Genomic DNA, 17,430 nt, shown 5'->3' on the forward strand with positions numbered 1-17,430 from the left:
CGAGCGGGGGGTGCTCACTTTTATTTTGCCTCCGCCGCGTTTGGCGCAGCCTCAGTTGGGGCGGGCAGATCCCCTTTGACTGGGGGTTCCATGCCCATCAGCATCCGAAGGATCGAAATCAACTCATCGCGCAACGCAGTGCGATGGGTCACGCGGTCAAGCATCCCGTGATCCAAAAGATATTCGGCGCGCTGGAACCCTTCGGGCAACTTTTCACGAATGGTTTGCTCAATCACCCGTGGCCCAGCAAAGCAGATCAACGCATTTGGTTCGGCAATCTGCACATCGCCGAGCATCGCATAAGAGGCGGTTACGCCCCCTGTGGTTGGATGGGTCAGAACCACGATATACGGCAGGTTCGCCTCTTTGAGCATATTTACCGCAACTGTGGTGCGGGGCATTTGCATCAGGCTGAGGATACCCTCTTGCATCCGCGCGCCACCTGCGGCGGAGAACAGGATCAGAGGGCGCTTTAATTTAATCGCGCGCTCGGCAGCAGCAATGATGGCATTGCCGACATACATCCCCATCGAGCCGCCCATGAAGCTGAAATCTTGCGCACAGGCCACGATGGGCGTGCGCCCCATTTCACCCTCGGCCACAAGCATCGCATCGGTTTCGCCCGTGGATTTCTGTGCCGCCTTCATGCGGTCGGGATAGCGTTTCTGATCGCGGAATTGCAGCGGGTCTGCAATTGGCTTTGGCACTTTGACCTCGGTGAAAATACCGCCATCGAACAAGGCATTGAACCGCTCTCGCGGGGTGATGACCATATGATGATCGCAATTTGTGCAGACATTCAGATTGTCGCTCAATTCACGGTGGAACAGCATGGTTCCGCATTCATCGCATTTCGTCCAAAGGTTCTCGGGCATATCGCGCTTCGAGAACATCGAATTGATCCTTGGGCGGACGTAGTTGGTGATCCAGTTCATTGGGTCTTTTCCATTGGCCGATCCTTACACTCGCAATAGGCAATGGCGCGGCAGATTGCAATCAGCGATGGGCATTTTCGCGCCATATCAGGACAAAACGGATGCCAAGCCAAATCACAATTGTAACAGCAATGTCGCGCAAGATAAGGGGAACCATCGCCTCGGCATCATTGGCCGCAATCGGTAAATGATACAGGGCAAGCCCCCCCAAAGCACCAGGCAGCGAAACAGCCAACATTGCCATCACATTATTCGCAAAGTGAAATCCCCACGCTGGCCCGATTGTGCCAAAGCGATGGGTCAAATCAGCAGCGCAAAGCCCGAAAACGCCTGTGGCCAACACAAGATACCACGCCGCGCCGCCATGTTCTTCTGGTGCAAAATGGGCAAGACCAAACAGAACGGACGGCAAAACCGCCCAGATGATTGGGGATTTGAACCGCGCGGCCAGTTGGCTTTGAATATAGCCGCGAAACAGAAGTTCTTCAGCCCCTGTCTGAATGGCAATCAGCCCAAGGGCGAGAGGCAGCAAAAGCAACCATTGATTGAGGCCCAGACTTCTCACAAGCGCAAAATCGGTAGGGATCAGCGCGCTGAGTGTCGCGAGGGCAGAAAACACCGCCACCGCGACCCAGAACTGTCGGTGCATTTGGCGCAATGGGCCAAACAGTGACCATGGGCTGCGATCATGCAGCAGCCATGCCACAAAAAACGGGCCAACCAGCATTGTCACGAAACTGCCCAGAAGGATCAGCGTCAGGCTCGGGCCAGATGTTTGCGGGTCAGCCGTCCATACGGCTTCGAATTTTGTGCCGATCAGATGCGACATTGCATAGAAATAGGCCAACAGCCCCAAGACATAGGTCAAAAGGCAGATGACCATGCCCACAATCACACGCCACAAAGCAGGTTGCGCCCGCGCGGCCTCGACCATCAAATTGGGCTGATTTTGTGGTGCAAAAAATCCCCGAAGCATCAGCGCTTTAAATCCCCATTCCGCTTGAACCCATAAATGGCCCATCTATAGTCTGAAACTTAGGTTTCATGGGTCTTTTTCCAATCGCGCTTGTGCCGCAGGGGCCCAAAGTTTATGCCGAGTGTAACATTTCTATCGACCCCAAGGGAGGCTGCCATGTCGCAGAGCAAATTCGATAAGTCCAAACTGCCAAGCCGTCACGTGACGCAAGGGCCTGCGCGCGCACCGCATCGCTCGTATTACTATGCGATGGGCTTGACCGAGGACGAAATCGCGCAGCCTTTTGTGGGTGTCGCCACCTGCTGGAACGAAGCAGCGCCCTGTAACATTGCGCTCAGCCGTCAGGCGCAGGCGGTGAAATTGGGTGTAAAGCACGCCAATGGCACGCCGCGCGAATTTACCACCATCACTGTGACCGATGGGATCGCGATGGGGCATGAGGGAATGCGTTCCTCCTTGGCCTCGCGTGAAGCGATTGCGGATACTGTTGAATTGACCATGCGCGGGCATTGCTATGACGCGCTGGTGGGTTTGGCGGGCTGTGATAAATCCCTGCCCGGGATGATGATGGCCATGGTGCGCCTCAACGTGCCATCGGTGTTTATCTATGGCGGCTCCATTCTGCCGGGTCGGTTGGATGGCAAAGATGTAACCGTGCAAGACGTTTTTGAGGCGGTGGGTCAGCATCAGGCGGGCAATTGCTCTGACGAACAGCTCGCTATTTTGGAACGTGTAGCCTGTCCTTCGGCAGGCGCCTGTGGCGGTCAGTTTACGGCAAACACCATGGCCTGTGTATCTGAGGCCATCGGTTTGGCCCTGCCCAATTCAGCAGGTGCGCCCGCGCCTTATGAGTCCCGCGACCAATATGGCGTGGCTTCGGGTGAAGCTGTGATGAAGCTTATCGAAAAGAACATTCGCGCCCGCGATATCGTGACCCGCAAAAGCCTTGAGAACGCGGCGCGCGTTGTGGCTTGCACCGGTGGCTCGACCAATGCAGGCCTCCATTTGCCTGCCATCGCCCATGAGGCGGGTATTGATTTCGATCTGTTTGATGTCTGCGAGATTTTCAAAGACACCCCATACTTTGTCGACCTCAAACCCGGTGGCCAATATGTGGCCAAAGATATGTATGAGGCGGGCGGCGTTCCTGTCGTTCTCAAAGAATTGCGGAAAGCAGGTCTGATCCATGAGGATTGCTTGACCGTAACAGGCCGCAGCATTGGTGAAGAGATCGACATCATCACCCGCGAAGCAGATGGTCGCGTGATCTATCCCATCGAGAAACCCCTATCGCCAACAGGCGGTGTGGTCGGTCTCAAAGGGAATCTTGCCCCAGATGGTGCCATCGTAAAGGTTGCGGGTATGGCAAAAGAGCAGCTTGTATTCACAGGCCCTGCCCGCGTGTTTGAATCAGAAGAAGATGCTTTCGTGGCTGTTCAAACCCGTGATTACAAAGAGGGCGAAGTGATCGTCATCCGCAATGAAGGCCCATCTGGCGGGCCAGGTATGCGTGAGATGTTGGCAACCACGGCGGCCCTGTCTGGTCAGGGCATGGGTAAGAAAGTGGCGCTTATCACCGATGGCCGCTTCTCGGGTGCGACCCGTGGTTTCTGTGTCGGTCACGTTGGGCCAGAGGCCGCCCATGGTGGGCCAATCGGTCTCTTGAAAAACGGGGATATGATCACGATTGACGCGATCAATGGGAAGATCAGCGTTGATCTGTCTGACGCCGAATTGGAAGCCCGCCGCGCCGATTGGCAAGGCGCAAAGCCAACAATCTACGCCACTGGCGCGCTTTGGAAATATGCGCAACAGGTGGGTTCAGCGCGCTATGGGGCGGTCACGCATCCAGGCGGCAAAGAGGAGAAGCATGTCTATATGGACATCTAAATCCGTTCAGGCCTGCACCCTCTTGGGTGCGGGCCTTTTTCTTTTCGGCTGCTCGGGCGGTGGGGCGCCTTATGCGGGGCCCCTTCCAGATGTGGATACAGAAATTGCCGTAACCAGTGACCGCTTGGTGGTCACTGGGCCTGATGGGTTTTGCATAGATCCTGCGGCGACCCAAGATCGCGGCATAAGCGCCTTTGTGCTTTTGGGAAATTGCGCGGCTATTGGAAATTCACCGCGCCTGCCACAGCCAGAACATCCTTCAATCCTGACGGCCGCCATTTCCGAGGCAGGGCCAGAGGGCAGTTTGCGCAGCAATATCCCTGCAATGGCTGCATTTTTCACCTCCGAGCAAGGGCGTGGCTTGTTAAGCCGCGACCAAGATCCGAATTCGGTTGAAATTCTGGATATGTTTCACCAAGGCGATGTGTTCTTCTTGAATGCGCGCGACAGTTCGGCCAGCAGCATTCGGGGTGTGAAAGAAGATTACTGGCGCGTCTATATGGATGTGGGCAATCGCATCGCCACGCTCAGTGTTCTTGCGCTTGAAGACAGTAACCTCACCGAGGCGCAAAGCCTTGAGACGTTGCGCGCCTTTGCTGGTCAAATCGCTACGGTCAATAATCAAACAGGTTTACAGCCCGCGATTTTGGCCGAGGCGGAACCAACCCCCTTGCCCGATGGCCCGTATGATAGTGATCAAGCCACCGCGCAAAGCGGCGATGGTTCAGGAAGCAGTGCGCCAACCCGCCCAACCACCCGCACCGTGTCACCCGCACGGGCCGCGCGCACCGTTGTGCGCACACTTGATACGGTTGGATTGCTGCGTAGGCTTTTCAATTAGAGAAAATCCCCTTACCTCTATCTTTGCTATACTGGGAGTCATTGAAGAACCGAGATTTGAAGGGTTGACGTTCGAGTGGGCAACGATTCAGATATGCGCATGATCCGTCCCGGTTTTCTCTCCTCTTCAGAACGGCGTGAACTTGAGGTTTGCGTGCGTAGCCAGCGCGAAGATCACGGCGTTGCACGGCGCGCCAATGCAATCCTGCTCCTTGATGACGGTAAGTCCTGTCAGGCTATCGCGGAGTTTCTGTATCTGGACGATGATACCATTCGGGGCTGGTACAAGACCTACCGAGAGGGCGGCTGGGACGCGCTTTCGACCGACGGCTGGAAGGGTGGTCAGTCCCGCATGACGACAGCTCAAGAGACGGAGCTTTGCACCTGGCTGGACGACCGCTTCTGTCGATCGACTGTCGAGATCAGGGCGTACATCGCGGCACAATATGGCGTGGACTATTCCCACTCGGGCTGCATCAAGCTTCTGTCGCGGCTGGGCTATGAATACCGGAAGCCGAAAGGGCTGCCACGCGTTGCATCTGAAGAGAAACAAGCCGAATTCATTGCGCTATACGAGCAGCTGCTGAACGGGTTGGGCGCCGATGAAGCCGTGTATTTCGCCGATGCGGTGCATCCCGAATATCAGACAAAGCCTGCGTTTGGCTGGGTCAAGGCAGGATCAAAGCCCACCGTGACAACCACCGCGGGACGCGGGCGGGTTAATATCCATGGCGCGCTCAACCTTGAGAATTTTGATGCGCCCTTTGTCGAACCAACCACCGTAGACGGGGTCAGTGCCGCCCAGCTTCTGGCCAAGATTGAGGAACGCAATCCTCTCTCGCGGATCATCTATGTCATCTGGGATAATGCGGCTTACCATAAGGGCCCGGACGTGCGCGAATTCCTCAAACGACCAGACTGCCGCATACGACTGATCCAGCTACCGCCTTATTGCCCGCACCTAAATCCGATAGAACGATTATGGGCGGTCATGCACCAATACGTCACTCACAATCGCTACTACCCCACACAAAAGAAGTTCGCAGATGCGATCCTGAGGTTCTTTCGAGAGACCCTGCCCAAAGAGTGGAAAACATTCCGTGATCAGGTGTCAGATAGCTTCAGGGTCGTCACTCACGAGGATTTTCGGGTTTTGGAGTAAGCGCGGTATAAACTGGAAAAAGGCCCCCCTCTGACTGGGAGGGGCGGGCCAAGCTTGAGGGCAATGGGATGGGGTTCTGGCGCAGGCCGTCATTTTCGCAGGCCAGATGGATAAAATTCAACGCTGATATCGCGGCTTTGAAAGCGCGGCTTGGCAAACTGTCCCTATCGGATTTGCAAAAGCGCCGCGCCGAGGCCATCGCCTATGCAAGTGATCTGATGGCGTTGGCGCGATTGGCTGATCAGGATTTACGCCGCCGCGCCATTGGAAAAGACCGCCAAGAGGGTTTGCCTGAAATTGCGCATTGGGGGTATCGCCCTGATGCCTTGTTTCAACCGATTGAACCCGCGACCACAGTTGCGGTGCAAAGCCCCTTTGATCTTAAAGGGGGGCTCAAGATTTTTCATGATTGCACGCAATCAGAGATTATTTTGCGCCAAACCCCGCGCAATGATCCTCACGCAAGCGCCCCTTTTGCCATTTCCTTAGAAGTTTTTCGGTTTGATGGATCGTTTTTATCCATGGCGCTTGATGTGCCCCGTGCGCGGGCGACAAGCGTTAAGCTGTCGGATATTCTTCAAGTTTCGCTCGACATCAGCATGGATTTCCCGATTGACCTTTATGCGCGGGTCAATGTGATCCATGGCCCGAATTCCGAGCAATTGGTGCGCAAAATGGAATGGCACAACGGCAGGCTCAGTGCCGAATTCGACATGGCCTATTCCAAAGTAAACGACAAACGGATCGAAAAAATCTGGATTGATCTGATTTTCGAGCGCCCCAGCATGAACTTATTGCAGATGGGCGATTTTCTCGTGGTGTGCATGCCGCGCGCCGAACTTTGAGTAAGGGATCAAAGCATGACGGAACTGACGCTTGCGCGGTTGAGCCTGAAAGATGGGGTTTATGAGGCCACAGTTGCCCATATGACCGAGGATGCATTGCGCTTTGAGGCTGTTGTGAACGGGCAGGTCGTTGCCACCGGAACGGCCACGCGTGGCACGGGTCGCGCCTGTGTTCTGCGCCTTGAACTGCCAGCACGTCTGATTGGGGCGCAGGTGCAAATTGTCGACATCCGCCATGAGACAGGGGCGGTATTGGATCGGTTTTCTGTCGTCTGTGATCCGCAGATTGCGGGGGATCTGCGCGCTGAGTTGGACATGCTGCGCGCAGAATTTGATTTGCTAAAATCCGCCTTTCGCCGCCATTGCAGCGAAACGGGCGCAGATTAACCGCGCAAGGTTGCCCCCGTTGCCTTACCCACTTTTTCAATGATTTTGGCGGCAGTGGCTTCGATTTCGTCTTCGGTCAATGTTTTGTCGCGCGGTTGCATCCGAACGGTTAGCGCGATTGATTTGCGCCCTTCCCCAAGTGAGCCGCCGATGAATTCGTCAAAGACGCTAACATCGGTGATCAAAGCCTTATCTGCACCAAGGGCCGCATTGACCAGATCAAGGGCAGCGGTGGTGACATCGGTGACAAAGGCGAAATCGCGCTCTACGGGTTGCAGATCGCTGATTTCCAAAGCGCCACGGCTGGCCGAGGTATTTTTGGGCAATGGAATTTCAGCTGGGTAAAGAACAAACCCCATCGCAGGACCTTTCACATCCATCTCGCGCAAGATTTTGGGGTGAATTTCACCAAAAACGCCCAAGATTTTCTTGGGGCCAAGGCACAGAACCCCATGCCGCCCAGGATGCCACCATGGATCATCGCTGCGCATGATTTGCATCCGCGCAGGCGCACCCATGGCGGAAAGGGCGGCTTCAGCATCAGCTTTGGCATCAAATACATCCACAGCGCGGCGTGCCCCATGCGGGTCACGCGGGCCAGTTTGCCCAATTAAAAGACCAGCGGCCTGCGTATGCTGTTCTTCTGGCTCGCCGCCATGGAACGCGGCCCCCAGTTCAAACAAGGCCAAATCTGTCATGCCGCGCGCCTGATTGCGGGCTGCTGCCTGCAAAAGGCCAGGCAAAAGCGCGGGACGCATATGGCTCATTTCCGAAGAAATCGGATTTTCCAAACGCACCGCATCCGTGCCACCCCCAAAGAGCGCCGCAGATTTTTGATCAATAAAGCTATAGGTGACACATTCATTATACCCCAAAGCGGCGAGGGTGCGCCGCCCTGTGGCTTCACGTTTTTGCATTGGGGTCAGGACAGCGCGCGTCACGCCTGTGCTAAGGCGTGGCAAGGGCTTTGGCGCCAGTTTGGTGAGCGAGGCGACACGCGCCACTTCTTCCACCAAATCCGCCTCACCTTGAACATCGCGCCGCCACGAGGGCACCCAAACCTCAAGCGTCTCGCCACTGCCGCTGGCTGAAAAACCAAGCGCAGTCAGGATGCGCACCTGTTCCTCGCGCGGGATGTCCATACCGACAAGGCTGATCACGCGCGCAGGGTTCAAGCTGTAGCTGCGCGCCATTTTAAGCGCCGCGCCCGCCTCAACCACATCCGAGGCTTCGCCCCCGCACAGATCAAGGATCATCTGCGTTGCCGCCTCAAGCCCGTCACGGGTGAATTCAGGGTCAACCCCGCGCTCAAAGCGATACCGCGCATCCGAATGGATTTTTAGATCACGCCCTGTATAGGCGATTTGAACAGGATCCCACCAAGCCGATTCAAGAAACACATTCACGGTCTCATCCGTGCATCCCGTTTCTTCACCGCCCATGATGCCCGCGATGCTTTCGGGGCCATTGTCATCGGAAATCACCATATGGCCCGCGCCGAAGCGGTAGGTTTTCTCGTCCAAGGCCAATAATTCTTCGCCGCCTTTGGCGCGGTGAACGCGCAAGCCGCCTTTGACCTTATCGGCATCAAAAACGTGCAAGGGTCGGTTTTGGTCATAGGTGAAGAAATTGGTGATATCGACCAAGGCGGAAATGGGGCGCAGGCCGATGGCTTTGAGCTGCGCTTGCAACCACGCGGGCGATGGCCCGTTCTTTACGCCACGGATCACGCGGCCTGTGAAATGCGGCGCGCCATCAAGCGTATCGGTGTCAATCGTCACCGAGATCGGGCAGGGGTAACTGCCTTTGACAGGGGCGACCTCATAGGGTTTCAACGTGCCAAGCCCGCGTGCGGCCAAATCCCGCGCCACGCCACGCACGCCAAGCGCATCTTGGCGGTTCGGGGTGATGGCAATTTCAATCACAGGGTCAATTTTTTCTGGATCATGCTCTGCCAACCAATCGGCAAAGCTTTGACCCACCTCGCCCGAAGGCAATTCGATGATGCCGTTATGTTCGTCCGAAAGCTCCAATTCCCGCTCGGAACACATCATACCGTGGCTTTCGACCCCGCGGATTTTGCCGACCGAAAGGGTCACATCAATGCCAGGGACATAGTCACCTGGGCGCGCGACAACCACAGTGATGCCCGCACGCGCATTTGGCGCACCGCAGACAATTTGCTTGTCCCCCTCATCGGTGGCCACAGTGCAGACGCGCAGACGATCCGCATCGGGGTGTTGTTCGGCATGGGTGACGCGGCCCAGACGAAACCCTGCCAATTTCGCGGCGGGGTTTTCGACCCCCTCCACCTCAAGCCCAAGATCGGTCAGCGCATCGGCGATGTCCTCAACCGAAGCGGTGGTGTCGAGATGGGTTTTCAGCCAAGACAGCGTGAATTTCATGGCGTGGGCCTCCGTTTAAGCGGTCGGATGTCGATTAAACCACGGCGCGCGTGATTGGAAGGGTGGAATGAGGGCGCGCGCTTGCCCGCGGGGTGGCGCTGATCCAGCACTTTATCGTTTCAAGATCGGACGACCCCCGAGCGCGCGAAGGTGGTGCCATAGCGCCAGCCCGATGGGGCGGGCAGGCGCTCGCCCGGCGCCCTCGGCGTTATTCGGGCGAGGTGTTGGGGTTGATCCCCCTCACCCCCGATGCAAATTCGGCATATCCAAGCTTGCAAAGCCGTAATGGCGCAGCCAGCGCAGGTCTGAATCGAAAAACGCGCGCAGATCCGGGATGCCGTATTTCAGCATCGCCAAGCGGTCGATCCCGATGCCGAAGGCAAAGCCTTGCCATTCATTGGGGTCAATCCCGCCTGCTTGCAGCACCTTTGGATGCACCATGCCTGACCCCAACACCTCAAGCCAGTCATTGCCCTCGCCCACTTTCACCGTGCCGCCTTCCCATGAGCATTGGATGTCTACCTCGGCGGAAGGTTCGGTGAAGGGGAAATGCGAGGCGCGGAAGCGGGTTTTGACCGATGTGCCGAAAAAGGCCGAGAAGAACTCCTCCAAAACCCATTTCAGATTGGCCATGGAGATATCTTTATCAATCGCCAAGCCCTCGACCTGATGGAACATCGGTGTATGGGTCTGGTCGTAATCGGCGCGATAGACGCGACCGGGTGCAATGATGCGGCAAGGCGCGCCATTGGCCTCCATATAACGGATTTGCACGGGGCTTGTATGCGTGCGCAGCACATGGGGCGGGCGGTCATCCCCTTCGGCGCGGTGGGTGTAGAATGTGTCCATTTCCGCGCGGGCAGGGTGATGGCCTGGAATATTTAGCGCATCGAAATTGTAGAAATCGGTTTCAATCTGCGGGCCTTCTGCCACGGCAAAACCCATATCCGCGAAAATCGCGGTGACTTCTTCGGTGACTTGGCTCACGGGGTGGATGCTGCCCTGACGGCGATGGCGGGCGGGCAGGGTCACATCTAGCCATTCTGCCTTCAGCCGTTCATCTAGTGCGGCATCGCCAAGCGCGGCTTTCTTCGCCACAAGCGCGCTGTTGACCTCATCCTTCAGCGCGTTCAGCGCGGGGCCTGCCACCTGACGCTCTTCGGCGCTCATCTGCCCTAGTTCGCGCATCTTCAGGCTGATCTCACCTTTTTTGCCAAGGGCAGCCACACGCAACTCTTCAAGTGAGGCTTCGTCCGAAGCCTGAGCAATGCGATCAAGCCAAAGGTGGCGCAGGTCATCAAATGCGGTCATGGGTTTGTCTCCGTAGAATTGCCGCTTGAGCTATCACAAGAACCCTCAAATGCAAGGCCTGCAACAGGGGCAACGGCTTTTGGCTGCGTGTTCAGCAAAGAAAAACCCCCGCCAAATCGTTGGCAGGGGTTTCACTTACCAAATTTTGGCGCAAATCAGAGCGCGGCTTTCGCCTGTGCAACAATCGCCCCAAACGCTTCTGGCTCATGCACAGCGAGATCAGCCAGAACCTTGCGGTCGACTTCGATCCCTGCTTTTGCAAGACCATTGATAAAGCGCGAATAGCTCAGATCGGCGTCAAAGCTGCGCACGGCAGCGTTGATGCGCTGAATCCACAAAGCGCGGAATTGACGCTTACGCGCCTTGCGGTCGCGGGTTGCGTATTGGTTGGCTTTATCGACCGCCTGCGTTGCAGTGCGGAAGTTGCGCGAACGCGCGCCATAATAACCTTTTGCCGCGTCAAGAACCTTCTTGTGACGGCGATGGGTGACGGTACCACCTTTTGTGCGGGACATCTCAGCGCCTCCTTAACGAGCGTATGGCATGTAGGTTTTGACGATCTTCGCGTCAGGGGCCGACAATGTTGTCGTGCCGCGCGCGTCGCGGATGAACTTGGTTGTCCGCTTGATCATGCCGTGGCGCTTGCCAGCTTGGCCAGCTTTGACCTTGCCACTCGCCGTCATTTTGAAGCGCTTTTTGGCGCTCGACTTCGTCTTCATCTTGGGCATTTTCGTCTCCTTCTTAGGCAACGTTCAAGCGCGATTCGGCATGCCACTTTTGGCCGATCGCACCGTTGGAGAGCGCCGCTTACCCCCAAAACGGTGAAAGCGCAACCCCTCTTCAGCGGAGTATAAGTGCCGCCACCTCAACAAAACTTGCTGCAAATGGCGCCCATCCGATGGGAAGACCGCCGAGGGTATAAACCGCAATCAGCATCGCCAGCCCTGCCCCCAAAACGCCCGCCGCGGTGACGTTTCGTTTGCGATTTGCCCAAGCTGAGATCACCGCAACCGCGCCAAGCCCTGCGCAGAGTGTCCCTGTCACCAAAAATAGGTTCACGAGGGGCATTCACAGTTACTCAGGATCAGCAGAATAAATCAGCCGTTCATCACAAGGGGCGACCCGCAGAATATTTGTTGTGCCTTGCACGTTAAACGGCACGCCTGCGGTCACCACAATCTGATCCGTAGCCTCGGCGAAGCCGCCTTCGCGCGCGGCGCGCGCGGCGCTGATGACGGCGCCTTTGAAGCGCTCGACCTTTTCGGTCAGCACGCAGGTTGTTCCCCATGTCAAACACATCCGCCGCGCCACCCGTAAGACGGGCGTCAGGCCAATCACGGGCACGCAAGGCCGCTCGCGCGCCACAAGGGCGGCGGTGGTGCCCGATTGGGTGAAGCAGCAAATCGCTTTGATGTTGGTTGTTTCGGCGATTTCCCGCGCGGCCACCACGATTGCATCCGCAACACTGGCGCGGTTCACACGGCGGGACGCGTCAATAACTTCGCGATAGGTTTGATCACTTTCCACTTCGCGCGCGACTGCGTCCATCGTGCGAACGGCCTCAATTGGATATTGGCCCGCCGCTGACTCAGCGCTGAGCATGACAGCATCCGCACCCTCATATATCGCAGTTGCCACATCCGAGACTTCGGCGCGGGTTGGCACGGGGCTTTCGATCATGGATTCAAGCATCTGGGTTGCCACAATCACGGGCTTGGCCGCAGAACGGCATTTGCGCACCAGACGTTTTTGGATGGGCGGCACGTTTTGCACTGGCAATTCTACGCCCAAATCACCGCGGGCCACCATGATGCCATCTGAAGCGGCAAGGATTTCATCAAACGCCTTCACGGCCGCGGGCTTTTCAATTTTCGACAAGATCGCGGCACGGCCCTTCGCCAATCCACGGGCCTCTTCAACGTCAGCGGCACGCTGCACAAAGGACAGCGCCAACCAATCCACCCCCAATTCGCAAGCGAATTCCAGATCACTGCGGTCTTTTGCCGAAAGCGCCGCCAAAGGCAGCACCACATCAGGCACATTCACGCCCTTGCGGTTCGAAATTGTGCCCGCATTGAGCGCGACACAATCGGCAAAATCCTTGCCGCATTTGGTGACACGCAGTTTAAGCTTGCCATCATTCACCAAAAGATGCGCGCCAACTTCCAAGGCTTCAAAAATTTCTGGATGGGGCAGACAAACGCGGGTCGCGTCACCCGGTGTTTTGTCGAGGTCAAAACGGAAGGCTGCCCCCTCTTCGAGATCTTGCGCGGCATCGCCCTCAAACACGCCGCAGCGTAGTTTTGGCCCTTGCAAATCGGCCAAGATTGCAATGGGGCGGCCGGTTTTTTCTTCGATACGGCGAATGATTGCATGGCGGGCGGCGATGTCGTCCTGCGTGCCATGACTCATATTAAGGCGGAACACATCCGCGCCTGCTTCGAACAGCGCCTCAATTGTCGCTTCGTCACTGGAGGCAGGCCCCAATGTGGCAACAATTTTCACATTCCGCATCCGTTTCATCCGATCTTCCCCTCTGGCCGCTCTCTTGGTCTGGTTCTGCTTTGCGCGAATGTTAGCGCTCACATCTTGCGCCTCTTATAGACGAAGCGCGCATAAGAGCAATCTATCTTCAATTCGAATTGATGACCTAGCCCTTTGTCACTTCGATTGATATTCAACCCCAATCTGACAAACAAGTGTGAGCATTCCGTGACGATGGCTAAGTCAAACCTGCAAATATCGGATCCTGATTTTGTGCCCGTCACAGTCGAGGGGGAAATGCGTCCCTCTCGTTGGGTAATTTCGGTGGATCATGCGTCCAATACGGTGCCGCCTTGTGTCAACGGCGGTGATCTTCAAATCGCGCCCGAAGATATGGCGCGCCATATCGCCTATGATGTCGGTGCTTTGGGTGTCGCGCGCCATTTGGGTGTGCTGATGGATGCGCCCGTTGTCGCCTCGACTTTTTCACGTTTGGTGATTGATCCCAATCGGGGCGAGGATGATCCGACCTTGGTGATGAAACTGTATGATGGAACCATCATTCCGACCAATCGCCATGTGGACGAGGTTGAAGTTGAGCGCCGCTTGGCGAAGTTCCACCGCCCCTATCACAACGCTTTGGCCCAAGTGATTGCTGCACGGCCCAATCCTGTGCTTTTGGCGGTGCATTCCTTCACCCCGCAATTCCGCGGTCGCGCCCTGCGCCCGTGGCAGGTTGGGGTGCTCTATGCGCAAGACACGCGCTTAGCTGCGCCACTGCTTGATCTCTTGCGTGGCGAAGCGGATCTTTGTGTGGGTGATAACCAACCCTATTCAGGGGCCTTGGGTGGGGATGCAATGGATCGCCATGGCCTACAGACAGGGCGACCCCATGTGTTGATTGAATTGCGCAATGATTTGATTGAACGCCCTGAGGATCAAAAAGCATGGGCCGTGCGATTGGCCCCTTTGCTTGACCAAGCCCTTCGGAATGCCCAAGTTTAGTGTAAGATAAAGGAGAGGGCAGAATGGATCAGCAGACCCGCACCGAACTTGAAGCCGCCGCATTTCGCCGCCTGTTGGCGCATCTTGATAGCCGCAAAGATGTTCAGAATATTGATATGATGAACCTGACAGGGTTCTGCCGCAATTGCCTCTCGCGGTGGTATCAAGAAGCGGCTGAGGAACAGGGTCTTTCCATCGACAAAGAAACGGCCCGCGAAGCAATTTACGGAATGCCCTATGACGATTGGAAAGCGCAGTATCAATCCGATGCGAGCGCTGCGCAATTGGCGGATTTCGAAAAGAACAAACCCGCGGATTAAGCCGCCTTTGCAGCGGCCTCATCCCGCAGGAAAGTCGGCTTTTCTGCTGTGCTGAGCTCTGGCGCGAATTTATAGCCGCCAAGATCAAAATCCTTGAGGCCTTCAGGGTCGGTGATGCGGTTTTCAACGATAAACCGCGCCATTGCACCGCGTGCCTTTTTCGCGAAAAAACTCACGATTTTTGGCCCTGCGGGTTTGTCCTCCATGAAAACGGGGGTGATGACCTTCAGGGCGAGGCTGCTTTCATCCACCGCGCCGAAATATTCGACCGAGGCGCAGTTAACCAAATACGCGCTACCAGTGGCTTGTGCCTGCTCGTTAAGGGCTTGTGCCAAACGATCGCCCCAATAGGCATAGAGGTTGGCCCCTTTGGCGTTTTTCATGCGGCTGCCCATCTCAAGGCGATAGGGCGCAATGGCGTCCAGCGGGCGCAGAACACCATAAAGCCCCGATAAAATTCGCAAATGGTCTTGGGCATAGCGCAAACCATCGTCAGAGAGGCTTTGCGCCTCTAGTCCCGTATAAGTGTCCCCTGCAAAAGCATAGATTGCGGGGCGCAGATCGGTTTCGGCCTCAAAATTCTGGAACCTCTCATGGTTCAGCTTTGCCAAATCGTCAGAGATGGACATCAGCTTTTTCAGATCAGCGGGTTTCAGTTTCTTAGCCACGGCCGCCAATTCGCGCGCGTTCGCGGCAAAGGCAGGTGTGGTTGTGGCTGCCTCTTGCGCAGCCCAATCAAGACGCTTTGCGGGGGAAATGACGACCAGCATATCAAACCTCCTGAACCAGAACTTGACCCTAACTTAGGGTTAGGCGCGGTGATTATCCACCCGTGCGCAAAATTTCGAGAAAAGCGTCACCAAATCGTGCGATACGCTTTTCATCCAGAATTCGCGACAGGCTCTGCGTATCTCGAGGACGCATTTGCGCAATTTTCGCGATTTGCGCAGCGGTGCAACTTAAGGGTTTTTCGGTGTTATCTGCCCCGTAATAGAGCCCCGCCTGACATTCGAGCAATTGATCATAGAGATCAGCCCCTGCCTGCCCCGCCAATTTGCGGCGTGCAGGATGCAGTTTGGCGCTGCTTTCCCCTGTAATGATGGCCAGAAAATCTGCGCCATAGCGTTCCAGTTTAACCGCGCCTACGCCTGAGATGCGTGCCATAGCGTCAAGGTCTTGGGGCCGCGTTTGCGCCATTTCGATCAGGGTTTTGTCGGTGAAAATGACATAGGGTGGCACGCCGCCCGCCTCGGCCAATGCACGGCGCTTGGCCTTGAGGGCAGATAATAGGGGCGCATCATCCTCGGAAACGAGTGTTTTGACCTGCGGTTGGCGCGTTGTTTTTTGCACCGTATCGCGGCGCAGTGTGATGCCCTGTTCCCCGCGCAATATCGGTCGCGCGGCCTCAGTCATCCGCAAGGCCCCCATCCGTGTTGGGTCGGGCCGCACCAAATCATGGCCCATCATTTGCCGAAAAACGGCTGACCATCCGCGCGTATCAAATTCGCGCCCGACCCCAAATGTGGGCAAACTGTCATGGCCGCGCTCACGCACTTTTTCGGTGGGATTGCCGACCAAAATATCGGTTAGGTGGCCAACACCGAAACTTTCGCCTGTGCGCAAAATGGCCGATAGCGCCTTTTGAACGGCCTCGCCCCCTTCGAATAACGCGGGCGGGGTTTGGCACAGATCGCAATTCTGGCAAGGCGCGCTATCTTCCCCGAAATAACGCAGCAAGACCTGCCTGCGGCAAGAAATTGCCTCGGCCAAACCCAAAAGCGCGTTCAGCCGTGCGTGATCTGCCGCTTTGCGGTCTGGCGGGGCTAGCCCCTCGTCAATTTGGGTGCGGCGAAATCGGATATCTTCGGGGCCATAGAGTGTGAGCGTGTCCGCCGGTGCGCCATCACGACCTGCGCGCCCGATTTCTTGGTAATAGCCTTCAATGGATTTGGGCAGATCGGCATGGGCCACCCAACGGATATCAGGTTTATCGACCCCCATTCCAAAGGCGATAGTGGCAACCACAACCAAACCATCCTCATTGGCAAAGCGGCTTTCAACGATGCGCCGATCTTCGGCCTCCATCCCGCCATGATAATAGCAGGCATTGTGCCCCGCCTCGCGCATGGCTTGTGCCAAGGTTTCTGTCTTTGCGCGAGTGCCACAATAGACAATGCCTGACTGTCCTTTGCGCGCTGCTGCAAAAGATAAGATTTGTTGGCGTGGTTGATTTTTCACCTCGAAGGCAAGGCTCAGATTTGGCCTGTCAAAGCCGCGTAAAAAAGTTTGTGGGGCTTGGCCATCAAAGAGCCGCGTGACAATCTCGGCACGGGTTTCGGCATCCGCTGTCGCGGTAAAGGCCGCAAGCGGCACATCAAGGCTGCGCCTGAGCGCGCCAATTTTCAGATAATCAGGCCGAAAGTCATGGCCCCACTGGCTGACACAATGGGCCTCATCCACGGCAATCAAGCTGACATTCGATTTTGCCAATACCCGCTCCATCCCGCCCGAGGCCAAGCGTTCTGGCGCGATATAGAGAAGTTTCAATTCGCCTTTGGACAGACTGTCCCAGACCGCATCGGTTTCTTCGGCCGTATTGCCTGAGGTGAGCGCGCCTGCATTGATCCCTGCTTCGCGCAAGCCCCGCACTTGGTCTCGCATCAATGCAATCAGGGGCGAAATGACCAAAGTGACGCCATCACGCATCAAGGCTGGCAGCTGAAAGCAAAGGGATTTCCCCCCACCTGTCGGCATAATGGCGAGGACGTTTTCACCTTTGGCCACGGCCTCCACAATCTCCGCCTGTCCAGGGCGGAAACTTTGGAAGCCGAATACACGGGATAAAAGGGCCTCTGCGCTGCTCATGCCTG

Annotated in this window: 17 protein-coding genes; 7 read left to right on the forward strand and 10 right to left on the reverse strand. The window is 56.4% G+C overall.

Annotated elements, in window-relative coordinates; translation table 11 throughout:
- Positions 1 to 20 precede the first annotated feature (20 nt).
- Both I3V23_09640 and I3V23_09645 read right to left on the reverse strand, forming a co-directional pair.
- On the reverse strand, positions 21 to 935 hold the full coding sequence (locus tag I3V23_09640; GenBank protein ID QPI84841.1) for an acetyl-CoA carboxylase carboxyltransferase subunit beta: 915 nt from the start codon (positions 933 to 935) through the stop codon (positions 21 to 23).
- Between the two features lie 61 nt (positions 936 to 996).
- Positions 997 to 1,911, reverse strand: a complete 915-nt coding sequence (locus I3V23_09645) for a CPBP family intramembrane metalloprotease (GenBank protein QPI84842.1) — start codon at positions 1,909 to 1,911, stop codon at positions 997 to 999.
- A 156-nt stretch (positions 1,912 to 2,067) separates the two neighbouring features.
- Here I3V23_09645 and ilvD point away from each other — a divergent pair, with 156 nt between their 5' ends.
- The 5 genes from ilvD to I3V23_09670 all read left to right on the forward strand — a co-directional run bounded on the left by ilvD (position 2,068) and on the right by I3V23_09670 (position 7,035).
- Entirely contained in the window at positions 2,068 to 3,801 is a 1,734-nt protein-coding gene (gene ilvD / locus I3V23_09650) for a dihydroxy-acid dehydratase (GenBank protein QPI84843.1), read from the forward strand.
- Positions 3,782 to 4,642, forward strand: coding sequence for a hypothetical protein (locus I3V23_09655; protein ID QPI84844.1), 861 nt, complete (start codon positions 3,782 to 3,784; stop codon positions 4,640 to 4,642). Before ilvD ends, I3V23_09655 begins: the two co-directional genes overlap by 20 nt.
- Before the next feature lie 99 nt (positions 4,643 to 4,741).
- Positions 4,742 to 5,803 (forward strand): IS630 family transposase, encoded by a 1,062-nt coding sequence (locus I3V23_09660; GenBank protein ID QPI86781.1) that lies wholly within the window; start codon positions 4,742 to 4,744, stop codon positions 5,801 to 5,803.
- A 68-nt stretch (positions 5,804 to 5,871) separates the two neighbouring features.
- Positions 5,872 to 6,648, forward strand: a complete 777-nt coding sequence (locus tag I3V23_09665; GenBank protein ID QPI84845.1) for a hypothetical protein — start codon at positions 5,872 to 5,874, stop codon at positions 6,646 to 6,648.
- Positions 6,649 to 6,663: 15 nt separating this feature from the next.
- Positions 6,664 to 7,035, forward strand: coding sequence for a hypothetical protein (locus tag I3V23_09670; protein QPI84846.1), 372 nt, complete (start codon positions 6,664 to 6,666; stop codon positions 7,033 to 7,035).
- Here the strand turns inward: I3V23_09670 and I3V23_09675 are convergent.
- The 6 genes from I3V23_09675 to pyk form a co-directional block, all read right to left on the reverse strand.
- Positions 7,032 to 9,440 (reverse strand): phenylalanine--tRNA ligase subunit beta, encoded by a 2,409-nt coding sequence (locus I3V23_09675; protein QPI84847.1) that lies wholly within the window; start codon positions 9,438 to 9,440, stop codon positions 7,032 to 7,034. The genes I3V23_09670 and I3V23_09675 overlap by 4 nt on opposite strands.
- A gap of 240 nt (positions 9,441 to 9,680) precedes the next feature.
- Positions 9,681 to 10,751 carry a phenylalanine--tRNA ligase subunit alpha gene (gene pheS, locus I3V23_09680; GenBank protein QPI84848.1) on the reverse strand — a complete coding sequence of 357 codons (1,071 nt, stop codon included), beginning with the start codon at positions 10,749 to 10,751 and terminating at the stop codon, positions 9,681 to 9,683.
- A gap of 155 nt (positions 10,752 to 10,906) precedes the next feature.
- Positions 10,907 to 11,266, reverse strand: a complete 360-nt coding sequence (gene rplT / locus I3V23_09685) for a 50S ribosomal protein L20 (protein QPI84849.1) — start codon at positions 11,264 to 11,266, stop codon at positions 10,907 to 10,909.
- A 12-nt stretch (positions 11,267 to 11,278) separates the two neighbouring features.
- The gene (rpmI, locus tag I3V23_09690; protein ID QPI84850.1) at positions 11,279 to 11,479 is read right to left on the reverse strand and encodes a 50S ribosomal protein L35; all 201 of its coding nucleotides are present in this window, start codon (positions 11,477 to 11,479) and stop codon (positions 11,279 to 11,281) included.
- 112 nt (positions 11,480 to 11,591) lie between these two features.
- Positions 11,592 to 11,819: a hypothetical protein gene (locus I3V23_09695; GenBank protein ID QPI84851.1), complete on the reverse strand. Its 228-nt coding sequence runs from the start codon at positions 11,817 to 11,819 to the stop codon at positions 11,592 to 11,594.
- A gap of 6 nt (positions 11,820 to 11,825) precedes the next feature.
- A complete protein-coding gene (gene pyk, locus I3V23_09700; protein QPI84852.1) occupies positions 11,826 to 13,274 on the reverse strand; it encodes a pyruvate kinase in 1,449 nt (482 codons plus the stop codon).
- A gap of 195 nt (positions 13,275 to 13,469) precedes the next feature.
- On the opposite strand from pyk, the gene I3V23_09705 reads away from it, so the two are divergent.
- Together I3V23_09705 and I3V23_09710 are read left to right on the forward strand one after the other, a co-directional pair.
- Positions 13,470 to 14,240 carry an N-formylglutamate amidohydrolase gene (locus tag I3V23_09705; GenBank protein ID QPI86782.1) on the forward strand — a complete coding sequence of 257 codons (771 nt, stop codon included), beginning with the start codon at positions 13,470 to 13,472 and terminating at the stop codon, positions 14,238 to 14,240.
- A 23-nt stretch (positions 14,241 to 14,263) separates the two neighbouring features.
- Entirely contained in the window at positions 14,264 to 14,560 is a 297-nt protein-coding gene (locus tag I3V23_09710; GenBank protein ID QPI84853.1) for a DUF1244 domain-containing protein, read from the forward strand.
- On the opposite strand, the gene yaaA is transcribed toward I3V23_09710, so the two are convergent.
- Together yaaA and recQ are read right to left on the reverse strand one after the other, a co-directional pair.
- Entirely contained in the window at positions 14,557 to 15,330 is a 774-nt protein-coding gene (gene yaaA / locus I3V23_09715) for a peroxide stress protein YaaA (protein QPI84854.1), read from the reverse strand. The two genes, I3V23_09710 and yaaA, sit on opposite strands and share 4 nt — an antisense overlap.
- 52 nt (positions 15,331 to 15,382) lie before the next feature.
- A complete protein-coding gene (gene recQ / locus I3V23_09720) occupies positions 15,383 to 17,425 on the reverse strand; it encodes a DNA helicase RecQ (protein ID QPI84855.1) in 2,043 nt (680 codons plus the stop codon).
- Positions 17,426 to 17,430 lie beyond the last annotated feature (5 nt).

The sequence above is a fragment of the Rhodobacterales bacterium HKCCA1288 genome (assembly GCA_015693905.1).
Classification (GTDB): Bacteria; Pseudomonadota; Alphaproteobacteria; order Rhodobacterales; family Rhodobacteraceae; genus M30B80.